The organism is Clostridium sp. AF37-5 (assembly GCF_003477605.1).
Classification (GTDB): domain Bacteria; phylum Bacillota; class Clostridia; order Lachnospirales; family Lachnospiraceae; genus Eubacterium_F.
In genome coordinates, this window is record NZ_QUDR01000009.1 from 97,082 (window position 1) to 110,730 (window position 13,649).

The window sequence follows — 13,649 nt, forward strand, 5'->3', positions numbered from 1 at the left end:
TGTGGATGACGAGTGGCTGTGGAATATGGGCGACTATGTCAGTGTGGTAGTGCCGGATGAAAAAATAACATATGAAGTGATAAATAAGGGGGCGCGGGATGATTAGATTTTCAAGGAAGCAGCTTCGGATCCCCTACCTTGTTTTTCTGCTTGTGTTTGTGGTATTGCCGCTTTTTGTTATTTTATATTATGCACTTACGAATGGAGAGGGACAGTTTACATGGGAAAATTTTCGTGAGTTTTTTGTCGATGGGAAAACCATGGGAACTTTGTTTTACAGCCTTATGATTGCTGTTACAACAACGATTGTCTGTTTATTGATTGCGTATCCGACTGCTTATATACTGGCGCGGGGCAATCTGAAACGGGGACCGGTCTATGTGATTTTGCTTGTGATGCCAATGTGGATTAATTTTACGCTGCGCATTACAGCTGTCAAAGAAATTTTAGATGTCATGGAGGGAAATCTTGCGATGTATCCGTTTTTCAATACGATACTCTGCATGGTGTATGATTTTCTTCCCTTTATGATTCTGCCCCTGTACACAACGATATCCAAATTGGATGACAGTCTTCCGGAAGCAGCGGCTGATTTAGGCGCATCGTCTTTCCATGTGTTCTGGCGGGTCATGATTCCGATGACGTTACCGGGGATTATCAGTGGTGTGACAATGGTATTTTTGCCGGCGATGACAAATTATGTTGTGTTAGATATGATTTATAACAGTACCTATATTATGGGAAGCCTGATCGGCAGTTATTTCAATGCGTATGACTGGCATAATGGCTCCATGATTTCAATCCTTCTTCTTATTTTAATGTTCTTTGTGACATGGATTACGGACCGTTTTGCAAAGAAGCAGGAAGTGGAAGCAAGAGGAGGTGGCATATGGTGAAAAAATTAGGACAAAGACTCTGGCTTTTTTGTGTATTTGTGTTTTTGTATGCACCGATTCTTGTGCTGATTGTTTACAGTTTTACGAGTTCTACGATGATTGGTGCGATTCGTGGTTTTTCACTGGAGCATTATGTCACATTATTTACCACGAAGGAACTGCTCCATATGATTGGCGGAACGCTTCTTTTAGCGGTTACGGTTGCTTTTTTGTCCACTCTTCTTGGAACCATTGGTGCAATCGGTTCCTTTTACGCCGGGAAAAAAAGCGGGCAGTGCATCAATTTTTTGAATCAGATTCCAATTGCCAATGCAGAAGTTGTAACCGGTTTTAGTATCTGCGTTTTGATGATTGTTTTGTTTGGTGTGGACAAGGACACGTATCTGCCGCTGCTTGTCGGACAGACGGTATTATGCGCTCCATTTGCGTATTTGTCGGTGCTGCCGAAATTAAAACAGATGGATCCGAATTTATATGAAGCAGCTTTGGACCTTGGCTGCAATCACAGACAGGCTTTGTGGCGCGTGATTGTGCGCGAAATCATGCCGGGCATTACATCCGGATTTATGTTGTCTGTCACGTTGTCACTGGATGATTATTTTATTACAACGTATACAAAACCAGCGGTGTTTGATACAATCAGCACCTACGTGGTAAATGCAACGAAGGGGGCAAGAACCGAAATTAAGACGGCGTTGTGGGCATTGTCTGCGGTTATATTTTTGGTTGTTGTTCTCGTTGTGATTGGAATGAATATGAAAGCGGGGAGGAAACAAAAACGATGAAAAAAATATGGATGATATTTTGTTTTTCGCTGCTTTTTTGCAGTACAGTTTTCTTTGGCTGTGAGAACAAGGAGAATCAAAACGAAGAAATTGTGCTTCGGATTGCCAACTGGGAGGAATATTTAGATGAAGGCGGCTGGGACGAAGATGAGACAATTGATTTGGATGAGAAAACGAAAATTTTAGGCAGAGAAAATATGGTAGACGATTTCGAATCCTGGTATGAAAAGACATATGGGGAGAAAGTACGCGTTGAATATTCTACTTTTGGAACAAATGAAGATTTGTATAATCAGATGACATTGGGAGATACTTTTGATTTGGTCTGTCCATCGGAATACATGATTATGAAGTTGATGAAGGAGAAAAAACTGGAGCCGTTTACGGAAGATTTTTTCGATGCTTCAAAAAAAGAAAATTATTACAGCCGCGGTGTTTCTCCTTATATTAAAAATGTATTTGATGATTTAAAGATAAGTGGCGAATCGTTAAGCCGTTATGGGGCCGGTTATATGTGGGGTGTTATGGGACTTGTATATAATCCTTTTGCGGTGTCAAAAGAAGATGTCCGCCACTGGTCGGTTTTGCTTGACGAAAAGTATAGGAAACAGGTGACGATGAAAAACAGTGTACGCGATTCTTATTTAGTTGCCCTTACGATTTTAAAAGAGAAAAAATTGTTGTCAGAAGAATTTCAAAAAGCGATGGAGACAACGCATTGCCTGACGGATGAGTTAAATGACACATCGGAACAGACGGTTACCAAGGTGCAGACGATTCTGGAAAAAATGCGGAAAAATTCGTATTCACTGGAAACGGACAGTGGAAAAGCGGATATGGTGACCGGCAAAGTCGTTCTTAATATGCAGTGGTCCGGTGATGGTGTTTACACGATGGATGAGGCCGAAAAAGACGGGCTGGAACTTAGTTATGCAGTGCCGGAAGAGGGAAGCAACCTTTGGTTTGATGGTTTTTGCATGATGAAAAACGGAATTTCCGGCGATGCGAAGAAGAAACAAGCGGCGCAGGCTTTTATCAATTATATTTCACGGCCGGACAATGTAATCCGCAATATGTATTATGTCGGTTATACTTCAGTGATTGCCGGTGGTGACAGTGATTTGATTTTTAAGTATGCAGATTGGTGCTATGGCGCAGAGGAGGATGAAGAGGAAGTATCCCCTTATGACTTATCTTATTTTTTCTCCGGTGCAAAAGAGACCAAAAATAAGTATGTATTGGAGGTGCCAAAGTCGCAAGCCTCACGGCAGGTCAGTGCCCAGTATCCGGAGCAAAGCGTTTTGAAACGCAGCGCTGTTATGCAGTGTTTTAGTGAGGAAGCGAATCGGAGAATCTCAAGGATGTGGATTCGAGTGCGTTGTTTTTGAAAAAAAGTTGGCAATAACGGACGCGTGTTCTTGACAACTTACGAGAGTTAGTTTATACTAACAATGAAAAACATCATTTTCGTAAGGAGGAACATTCCATGCAGAGAGAAGAAATACTGGAAAGATTGCGTGAACAAGGATGCCGCATCACAAAGCAGCGTCAGCTTTTACTTGATATTATTTTGCAGGAAGAATATTCCTGCTGCAAAGAAATTTATTACAAAGCGGCAAAACAAGATTCGTCGATTGGTATTGCGACCGTTTACCGTATGATAAATACATTGGAGGATATTGGTGCAATCAGCAGAAATACCATGTACCGCATTGACTGCGGTGATGACTGCCTGGCGAAAGATAACTGCGAGGTAAAATTAAACGATGGAACCAGTCTGGAACTGACACAGGCACAGTGGAATCAGGTGATTGCCAGTGGATTAAAGGCTTGCGGTTTCCAGAGTTGATTACTACAAATTGGATGGAATAATTGGATTCTTAATAGGAAATTGTATCAGTAAGGTGTATTGACAGCAGATACAGAGTTTGGTATGATTAACACAAGTTAGACAAAACTAACCAAGGAAGAATCCAATTGCATGAGCAAGGAAGCCATTGAGATGATTCGGAAGATGGATATGGAACAGGTTGAGAATCAATTTGTTCTACAGTGTGCGCCATTGATTGCCGGATTAAAAATGTCCAATTTATTTATCATTCGTAAAAACCATTTGCGGAGATTGTGTGCTCTCCTGCAAAACAGCGGTATCCGTTGCCGTGTCCTTTATTTGGATGGAGACAAACTAACGGTCTTATTGTACAATCCTGCCATGCTCGCGATTTATATGCGGAACAAGCGTGCCACCACAATTTTGATGGAAAATGGCTATGAGCAGTTTGATCTGGAATCCATTCTGCTTGAATTTGGACGCAGATATCGTAGTTATCGTACGGAGAACAAATCATTCCCCCATGAACTGGGACTCCTTTTGGGATATCCGCTCGATGACGTGGAAGGATTTATAAAAAACGATGGAAAGAATTGTCTATATACGGGATATTGGAAAGTGTACGCCAATGTTCCGGCCAAAAGAAATCTGTTTCGCCGGTTTGAGTGTGCCAGAGAAGAACTCATGAAACAAATCAGACAAGGGAAAAAGGTGGAACAGGTAATTGCGTGCAAACGCTAATGCAACAATTTTGAACAAAGGGACTGCCATAGAAAATCCCGAAATTAAAAAAGAAGTTCAATTTGTCTCTCGACAAATGAACTTCTTTTTTTGCCCGGCGCATTTATGAATGGTGCGGGAGCGTTGCTATAGAGAAAATCGAAGGATAAAAGGTGATGTTTTTCAGAATTCCCCTCACGTTACAATAAAAGATTTTCGTAATATGGGTTTAAGTCCGTCGGTATGAGGTACCTGTGTTTTAGGTGCCCATACCGCTACGGACTTATTTAGCGGGAGCGCCCATATGAGAAAACTTTTGTTGTAACGTGAGGGGAAGTTGAAAACGCAACCACCTTGCATTTTCCCCTTTTTCCAAGTATAATAACTTCACTTGCAAAGGAAAGGATTGATTTGATGCAAATGATAATTATGATTGCGATGCTTAGTGTTATATTTGGATTGACAGGAACCTATGCATTCTGCAAGTCAGGCAGCATGATTGAATTTTTCGGTGGGAACAAAAAAACGAGAAAAATGAGGATTATCCGGAGTTTAATTTCTGTGGTAATTGGCGGATGCAGTGCCATGATGAGCCGCACGATTTCCATGGTGATGCTTCACCTAATTGTGTTATTCCTCTTTTTTGACGTTGTGGCATTTGTCCTGCGTCTTTTTCTGCGCCGCAAAAAAGAGAGCAGAGTATATCGGGTTCTTCATAAAATTTACCGCTGTGGTGCACTGCCGGTCGTTATTTTTATCATAGTTATGATTTATGGGCTTACCAACATGACAGAGGTAAAACAGACTGACTATTCGCTGGCAACGGTAAAAGAAATTGGAAACTATAAGATTGCCCTGCTTACAGATACGCACTTTGATACGATTCAAAGCAAGAATACGGTAAAAGAGGCACTTACCAATTTGCAGAACCAGCATCCTGACTTTTTGGTGCTTGGCGGCGATATTGTAGAGGAAAATACATCGTATGAAAGCATGCAGGAGATTTTTGCTATGGCGGGCAAAGTCAAAACCAAATACGGCGTTTATTATGTGTATGGCAATCATGACAGACAGCCGTATACGACGAATAAAGCCTATACGGAAAAACAACTGGATGAAACAATTGAGAAAAATGGGATTCATATCCTAAAGGATTCATACACCATAATAAATGATGAAATTATTCTGCTTGGAAGAGATGATGCCGGCTGGGCAAATACATCCGGGCGGAAGTCGACGAAAGAAATTCTTCAGAAAATTCCTCAAAAAGACCGCGAGGAAAAATATATTATAGCCGTTGATCATCAGCCAATTGAGGCGGAGGAAAATGCACAGGCAGGAGTTGATTTGGAACTTTCGGGGCACACGCACGCCGGACAGATTTGGCCGATTGGGCACTTTACGGAGATGGCGGGGCAGTTAAACTATGGTCTTTACCAGCGCGGTTCCTGCAAGGTAATTGTATCTTCCGGTGAAGCCGGCTGGGGGTATTCAATGCGTACGCAGGAGCACTGCGAATATGTCATGATAAATTTACAAAAACAGAAGGTGGATTTATTTTGATTTTTCGTGTATAATATACGAGATTAGTGTGAATTAGAACATTTCCAATGGATGACACAGATAGACAAAGGTTGACATTACCGAAAAATGTGGTACTATAGTTGTGAGATTTTTTATTGGATGACTAACTAACCAATGACTAATCAGAAAATAAGAAAGAAAAGAGGTTCGTGTAAGATGGCAAAAATTGATTTGAGCAAGTATGGAATTACTGGTGCAACTGACATTGTTTACAATCCTTCTTATGAGTTGTTATTCGAGGAAGAGACAAAAGCTGGGCTTGAGGGATATGAAGTAGGACAGGAAACAGAGCTTGGTGCAGTAAACGTTATGACAGGTATTTATACCGGACGTTCTCCTAAGGACAAGTACATTGTTATGGATGAGAATTCCAAAGACACAGTATGGTGGACATCTGATGAATATGCAAACGATAACCATCCGATGACAGAAGAAGCATGGGCTACCGTAAAAGATATTGCAAAGAAAGAACTTTCTAACAAAAGACTTTTTGTTGTAGATGCTTTCTGTGGAGCAAATGCAGATACCCGTATGGCTGTTCGTTTCATCGTTGAAGTAGCATGGCAGGCACATTTCATTAAGAACATGTTCATCCAGCCTACTGAGGCAGAACTTGAAACTTTTGAGCCGACCTTTATTGTATACAACGCTTCGAAAGCAAAAGTAGAAAACTACAAAGAACTTGGATTGAATTCCGAGACTTGTGTAGCATTCAACATTACAAGCCGTGAGCAGGTTATCATTAATACATGGTACGGCGGTGAGATGAAGAAAGGTATGTTCTCCATGATGAACTACTACCTTCCATTGGACGGAATTGCTTCCATGCACTGCTCCGCAAACACAGATATGGATGGAAAGAACACAGCAATCTTCTTTGGTCTTTCCGGTACTGGTAAAACAACATTGTCTACAGACCCGAAACGTCTCTTGATTGGTGATGACGAGCACGGCTGGGATGACAACGGCGTCTTCAACTTTGAAGGTGGATGTTATGCAAAAGTTATCGACTTGGATGCTGAGTCTGAGCCGGATATCTACAATGCAATCCGCAGAGATGCCCTTCTTGAGAACGTAACAGTAGATGCAAACGGAAAAATTGATTTTACAGATAAGAGTGTAACAGAGAATACACGTGTATCTTATCCGATTGATCATATTGAAAATATTGTACGTCCGATTTCTTCCGCACCGGCAGCACAGAATGTAATCTTCCTTTCTGCTGACGCATTCGGCGTACTTCCTCCGGTATCTATCTTGACACCAGAGCAGACACAGTACTACTTCCTTTCCGGATTTACAGCAAAACTTGCTGGTACTGAGCGTGGAATTACAGAGCCTACTCCTACATTCTCCGCATGTTTCGGACAGGCATTCTTGGAACTGCATCCTACAAAATATGCAGAAGAGCTTGTTAAGAAGATGGAGAAGAGCGGCGCAAAGGCATACCTTGTAAATACAGGATGGAATGGAACCGGCAAACGTATCTCCATTAAAGACACTCGTGGTATCATTGATGCTATCTTAAATGGTGATATTAAAAATGCACCAACAAAGAAGATTCCTTACTTCAACTTCGAAGTACCTACAGAACTTCCGGGTGTTGATTCCGGTATTTTGGATCCTCGCGATACTTACGCAGATGCTTCTGAGTGGGAAACAAAAGCCAAAGATTTGGCAGACCGCTTCACAAAGAACTTTGTTAAGTATGAAGGAAATGATGCAGGTAAAGCACTTGTAGCAGCAGGTCCTCAGAAATAATATTGATTAAAATGATAAAAAGAGGATGTCGGGGGCATGATTTGCCCCTGACATCTTTTTTTGAGTGGATGGAAGAAAAATGAGTATAGAAACGAAAAATCCTTTGGGAGAACAGCCGGTAAACCGATTGCTTTCACAGTTTGCGATTCCAAGTATCATTTCAATGCTGGTTGGTTCTCTTTATAATATTGTAGACCAGTTTTTTATTGGTCAAAGAGTGGGAGAATTAGGAAATGCAGCGACAAATATTGCTTTCCCGTTGTCGACCTCTTGTCTGGCACTTGCTTTACTGATTGGAATTGGTGGTTCGTCTGCATTTAATCTGGCGATGGGGAGCGGAGATGATAAAAAGGCCGTGCATTTATTAGGAAATGCCGTTGTATTGCTTGCAGGAAGCGGTCTTTTCTTATCCATTATCACCTTTTTATTTTTAAAACCATTGCTTTTGTTTTTTGGATCACCAAAAGCGGTACTTCCCTTTGCCATAGAATATACAAAAGTTACGGCATTTGGATTTCCATTTTTACTTCTTGGTACCGGTGGAGGTCATTTGATACGAGCCGATGGAAGACCGCGTATGACGATGGTTTGCAATCTGATCGGAGCGGTGATTAATACCGTTTTGGATGCTCTCTTTGTGTTTGGATTGAATCTTGGTATGACTGGAGCGGCGCTTGCTACGGTTATTGGACAAATGGTGTCCGGAATCATGGCGATTATTTGCTTGATGCATGGTAAGACGGTATCGATTCATAAAGAGCATTTGTTTGTAAAATGGGAAAATGTTAAGAGAATCACGTCTCTTGGTATGGCACCTTGCAGTAATCAGGTCGCGATGATGATTGTGCAGATTATTATGAACCAGTCGTTGAAGCATTACGGTTCCCACTCGATTTACGGCGAAAATATTCCGATTGCGTGTGCCGGCATTATTACAAAAGTAAACATGATTTTTATGTCCTTTGTTATTGGACTTTCGCAGGGCTTACAGCCGATTGCAAGTTTTAATTATGGAGCGGGGAAAAAAGGGCGTGTGAAGGAAGCATATATAAAAGCAGTTTCCATTGGTGCTGTTTTAGCAGTAATTGCATTTTTTATGTTTCAGTTTTTCCCAAGACAAATTATTTCCATTTTCGGAGATGGTTCCGAACTGTATTATCAGTTTGCAATTCGGTATTTTCATGTCTTTTTGTTTTTTACATTTGTCAATTTTATGCAGCCGATTACGTCGAATTTTTTCACAGCGATTGGCAAACCTAAGGTTGGCAGCTTTTTGGCATTGACAAGGCAGATTCTATTTTTACTGCCGCTAATCCTTTTGTTCCCGTTGTTTTTGGGAATTGATGGAATTATGTATGCTGGTCCGGTGGCAGACTGTTTAGCGGCGGTTGTCTGTTTTATTATGGTTTACCGGGAATTGAGAAATTTTAACCAAAAATGAAATGAGAAATAATATCATTGATTTGCTTGAAATTAGGTATAGAAAATGTTAGTATTACATTCAGCAATAGACATTTGCGATTTTTAAGGAGGTAACAAGATGAAAGAGTTCAAAGAATGGGATGGATTTGAAGGAAAAATCTGGAAAGAAGAGATTAATACCAGAGATTTCATTCAGAAGAATTACACCCCATATGATGGAGATGAGAGCTTTTTGGCGGGTCCTACTGATGCAACCAATCAGCTTTGGGGCGAGTTGCAGAAACTTCAGAAAGAAGAGCGTGCCAATAATGGCGTTTTAGATATGGAGACAGAGGTTGTATCTTCTCTGACTGCATATGGCCCGGGATATATTAAAGAAGAATTGAAAGATTTGGAGAAAATTGTTGGTCTTCAGACAGACAAGCCTCTGAAACGTGCGTTTATGCCATACGGTGGTATCAAGATGGCAGAGCAGGCATGTACAACTTATGGTTACACACCAAATCCAAAGTTTAATAAAATTTTTAACGAATACCACAAAACACACAATGCTGCTGTTTTTGATGCGTATACACCAGAGATGAAAAAGGCTCGTCACAGCCACATTGTAACCGGTCTTCCGGATACTTACGGACGTGGACGTATCGTTGGCGATTACCGTCGTGTAGCTTTGTATGGTATTGACTTTTTGATTGAGCAGAAACAGAAAGATAAAGCAAACTGTGGATGCGGAACAATGACAGACGATGTAATTCGTCTTCGTGAGGAAATTGCAGAGCAGATTAAAGCTTTGCAGGGAATGAAAGAAATGGCTCAGATTTATGGCTATGACATTTCCCGTCCGGCAAAAGATGCAAAAGAAGCTGTTCAGTGGCTCTACTTTGGTTATCTGGCTGCTATTAAGACACAGAATGGTGCTGCCATGAGTGTAGGACGTATTTCTACATTCCTCGATATTTATATTGAGCGTGACTTGAAAAAAGGCATCCTGACAGAGACAGAGGCACAGGAATTGATTGACCATATGACAATGAAATTCCGTATGGTTAAATTTGCCCGCATTCCTTCTTATAACCAGTTGTTCTCCGGTGACCCGGTATGGGCAACATTGGAAGTAGCAGGTATCGGCATGGATGGACGTTCTATGGTGACGAAGAATGACTTCCGCTTCCTTCATACGTTGGAGAACATGGGACCTTCACCGGAGCCTAACCTTACTGTATTATATTCGTCTGATTTGCCGGAAACATTTAAGAAATATGCTTCTGACATTTCCATTCGTACAAGTTCCATTCAGTATGAGAACGACGATGTGATGAAACCGGTATGGGGCGATGACTACTCCATCTGCTGTTGTGTATCTGCTACACAGACAGGTAAGGAAATGCAGTTCTTCGGAGCAAGAGCAAACCTTGCAAAAGCACTGTTGTACGCAATCAATGGTGGTGTGGACGAAAAAGAATTTAATCAGGTCGGACCGGCTTACAAACCGATTACGTCCGAATACCTTGACTATGATGAGGTTATGGAAAGTTATGACCGCATGCTTGACTGGCTGGCAGGTCTGTATGTAAATATTTTGAACCTGATTCAGTATATGCATGATAAATATTATTACGAAGCTGCTGAGATGGCTCTTATTGATACCGATGTACGCCGTACATTCGCAACCGGTATCGCAGGATTCTCTCATGTAATTGACTCTTTGAGTGCAATTAAGTACGCAAAAGTTAAGACAGTTCGTAATGAAGATGGTATTGTAGTAGGATTTGAGACAGAGGGAGACTTCCCACGTTACGGTAACGATGATGAGCGTGCCGATGAGATTGGTGTATGGCTTCTTGGTACATTCCTTGATAAGATTAAAAAATATCATACGTACCGTGATTCCGAGCCTACAACATCGATTCTTACCATTACTTCCAATGTGGTATATGGTAAAGCAACCGGTATGATGCCGGATGGAAGAAAAGCATTTACTCCATTTGCACCTGGTGCATCACCAAGTTACGGAGCAGAGCAGAATGGTTTGCTTGCTTCCCTGAACTCCGTTGCTAAACTCCCATATCACTGGGCTTTGGATGGAATTTCCAATACGCAGACGATTAATCCGGACGCATTGGGACATAATGAGGATGAGCGTAAGAACAATTTGGTTCAGGTACTTGACGGATACTTCGATCAGGGAGCACATCACTTGAATGTCAATGTATTTGGAAAAGAAAAATTGTTGGATGCACAGAAACATCCGGAAAAAGAAGAATACGCAAACTTTACGATTCGTGTATCCGGTTATGCCGTTAAATTTATCGATTTGACCGAAGAACAGCAGAATGATGTAATTGCACGTACCTGCCACGGAAGAATGTAAAGAAAAGCTTCAAAAAAATTCTGGATGCACAGCCGGGAAGTTTGTCCCGGTTGTGCATCTTTTTCAAGTGAAAGAGAGGTAATTATGAAGGGATATGTTCATAGTATTGAGACATTTGGTCTGGTGGATGGACCGGGCGTGAGGTATGTACTTTTTGTACAGGGCTGTAAGATGCGCTGCCGGTATTGTCATAATCCCGAGACTTGGAAGATTTGCACAGATGAAGATGAAAAAATGGATGTCGGACTTGGCTGGCAGACGGCAAAAGAGGCATTTGACCGTGCTTACCGTTATCAGAATTACTGGAAAAATAATGGAGGAATTACGGTCAGTGGCGGCGAGCCATTGTTACAGATTGATTTTGTGACCGAACTTTTTGGGTATGCAAAAGAAAAGGGGATTCACACGACTTTAGACACCAGTGGAAGTATTTATGGTGAAGAACCGGCAACCGTTGAAAAGTTTGAAAAACTGATGGAAGTTACAGACCTTGTAATGTTAGATATCAAGGAAATGGATGAGGAAAAACACAAGAAATTGACCGGACGAAGCAACAAAAATATTCTTGCGATGGCAGATAAGATGAATGAAATGGGAAAAGAAATGTGGATTCGCCACGTTCTTGTTCCGGGGCTTACTGATGGCAAAGAGGATTTGAAAGCACTTCGAAAAAAACTGGATGAGTGGACGAATGTGAGCCGTGTGGAAATTCTACCGTATCACACACTTGGTCTTTTTAAATGGGAAAATCTTGGCATTCCGTATTCACTTGAAGGTGTTCCGGTGCCAACGGAGGAACAAGTGAAGGACGCAGAAGAAATATTGGGGATAAAAAAATAATAGGAAATCCTTGTAAAATGTGGTAGAATAGATAATAAATTACATGAAAAATAAAGGAGTTAAAAAATGAGTGAGTACAAATTAAATACAAGATGTGTGCAGGGGGGATATACACCGGGAAATGGGGAACCCAGACAGATTCCGATTATTCAGTCAACTACATTTAAGTATGATACCAGCGAGGATATGGGAAGATTGTTTGATTTGGAAGCAGAAGGGTATTTTTATACGCGTCTTCAGAATCCGACTAATGATATGGTAGCGGCTAAAATTGCAGAACTTGAGGGTGGTACAGCAGCAATGCTTACCTCTTCCGGACAGGCTGCCAACTTCTTTGCACTTTTTAACATTTGCGAAAATGGAAGTCATATTGTTTCTTCCTCCAGCATTTACGGAGGAACCTTTAACTTAATTGAAGTGACAATGAAAAAGATGGGAATTGATGTTACATTTGTTTCTCCGGACTGTACAGAAGAGGAACTGAATGCGGCATTCAAAGATAACACAAGAGCGGTATTTGGCGAGACGATTGCCAATCCGGCACTTACGGTTTTGGACATTGAAAAATTTGCGAGAGCAGCACATGCACACGGGGTACCGCTGATTGTAGATAATACATTCCCGACGCCGATTAACTGCCGCCCAATTGAGTGGGGAGCTGATATTGTTACTCATTCGACGACAAAATACATGGATGGCCACGGTGCAGCAGTAGGTGGCGCAATTGTGGATTCCGGCAAGTTTGACTGGATGGCTCATGCAGATAAATTCCCGGGACTTTGTACACCGGATGAGTCGTATCACGGAATCACGTATGCAGAGAAGTTTGGTAAGGAAGGCGCATTTATTACAAAATGTACCGCACAGTTGATGCGTGATCTTGGTTGTATTCAATCTCCACAGCATGCCTTTTATTTAAATCTTGGCTTGGAGTCTCTTCACGTGAGAATGCCACGCCACGTGGAAAATGCACAGGCGGTTGCAGAATTCTTGGAAAGTCATGAAAAGGTAGCGCATGTAAGTTACTCCGGTCTTAAAAGTGACCCGTATTATGAATTAGGTCAGAAATATCTGCCAAATGGTGGATGCGGCGTTGTTTCTTTTGAATTAAAAGGTGGCCGTGCGGCGGCAGAAAGTTTTATGAAACGTTTGAAACTGGCAGCAATCGAAACCCATGTTGCAGATGCCAGAACGTGCTGCTTAAACCCGGCAACATCGACACACCGTCAGATGAATGATGAGCAGCTTTTGGCAGCCGGTATTCCGGCAGGCCTTGTTCGTATTTCTTGCGGACTTGAAGATAAAGCGGATTTAATTGCTGATTTAAAACAGGCGTTAGAGGATTAAATTGACATAAAAAGCCAGCGAAGATGCTGGCTTTTTACATTTTTGTATTGGCAATAAAAATAAACCACCTGCTATGCAGGTGTGTTCCCAAA

The 13,649-nt window shown here is 41.6% G+C and carries 11 protein-coding genes; all 11 read left to right on the plus strand.

Translation table 11 applies throughout. The annotated features are described in order from the left end of the window. The first annotated feature begins 98 nt into the window (after positions 1 to 98). The 11 genes from DW019_RS07785 to DW019_RS07835 all read left to right on the plus strand — a co-directional run bounded on the left by DW019_RS07785 (position 99) and on the right by DW019_RS07835 (position 13,557). A complete protein-coding gene (locus DW019_RS07785; protein ID WP_117479612.1) occupies positions 99 to 896 on the plus strand; it encodes an ABC transporter permease in 798 nt (265 codons plus the stop codon). Continuing rightward, complete coding sequence (locus DW019_RS07790; protein ID WP_022377080.1) at positions 890 to 1,681, plus strand: ABC transporter permease; 792 nt, start codon at positions 890 to 892, stop codon at positions 1,679 to 1,681. The genes DW019_RS07785 and DW019_RS07790 overlap by 7 nt, the downstream gene beginning before the upstream one ends. Continuing rightward, positions 1,678 to 3,069 carry an extracellular solute-binding protein gene (locus DW019_RS07795; protein WP_118443010.1) on the plus strand — a complete coding sequence of 464 codons (1,392 nt, stop codon included), beginning with the start codon at positions 1,678 to 1,680 and terminating at the stop codon, positions 3,067 to 3,069. Before DW019_RS07790 ends, DW019_RS07795 begins: the two co-directional genes overlap by 4 nt. 98 nt (positions 3,070 to 3,167) lie before the next feature. Further along, the gene (locus tag DW019_RS07800) at positions 3,168 to 3,530 is read left to right on the plus strand and encodes a transcriptional repressor (RefSeq protein WP_117479606.1); all 363 of its coding nucleotides are present in this window, start codon (positions 3,168 to 3,170) and stop codon (positions 3,528 to 3,530) included. Between the two features lie 132 nt (positions 3,531 to 3,662). After that, positions 3,663 to 4,253: a DUF3793 family protein gene (locus DW019_RS07805; protein ID WP_118443011.1), complete on the plus strand. Its 591-nt coding sequence runs from the start codon at positions 3,663 to 3,665 to the stop codon at positions 4,251 to 4,253. 393 nt (positions 4,254 to 4,646) lie between these two features. Further along, a complete protein-coding gene (locus DW019_RS07810; RefSeq protein ID WP_118443012.1) occupies positions 4,647 to 5,795 on the plus strand; it encodes a metallophosphoesterase in 1,149 nt (382 codons plus the stop codon). Positions 5,796 to 5,972: 177 nt separating this feature from the next. Then, entirely contained in the window at positions 5,973 to 7,577 is a 1,605-nt protein-coding gene (pckA, locus tag DW019_RS07815; protein ID WP_117480052.1) for a phosphoenolpyruvate carboxykinase (ATP), read from the plus strand. Between the two features lie 79 nt (positions 7,578 to 7,656). Further along, entirely contained in the window at positions 7,657 to 9,018 is a 1,362-nt protein-coding gene (locus DW019_RS07820) for an MATE family efflux transporter (protein ID WP_118443013.1), read from the plus strand. 99 nt (positions 9,019 to 9,117) lie between these two features. Further along, positions 9,118 to 11,370 carry a formate C-acetyltransferase gene (pflB, locus tag DW019_RS07825; RefSeq protein WP_117480056.1) on the plus strand — a complete coding sequence of 751 codons (2,253 nt, stop codon included), beginning with the start codon at positions 9,118 to 9,120 and terminating at the stop codon, positions 11,368 to 11,370. Positions 11,371 to 11,454: 84 nt separating this feature from the next. Next, positions 11,455 to 12,210, plus strand: coding sequence for a pyruvate formate-lyase-activating protein (pflA, locus tag DW019_RS07830; protein WP_118443014.1), 756 nt, complete (start codon positions 11,455 to 11,457; stop codon positions 12,208 to 12,210). A 66-nt stretch (positions 12,211 to 12,276) separates the two neighbouring features. Next, positions 12,277 to 13,557, plus strand: coding sequence for an O-acetylhomoserine aminocarboxypropyltransferase/cysteine synthase family protein (locus tag DW019_RS07835; protein ID WP_118443015.1), 1,281 nt, complete (start codon positions 12,277 to 12,279; stop codon positions 13,555 to 13,557). The last annotated feature ends 92 nt before the right edge of the window (positions 13,558 to 13,649 follow it).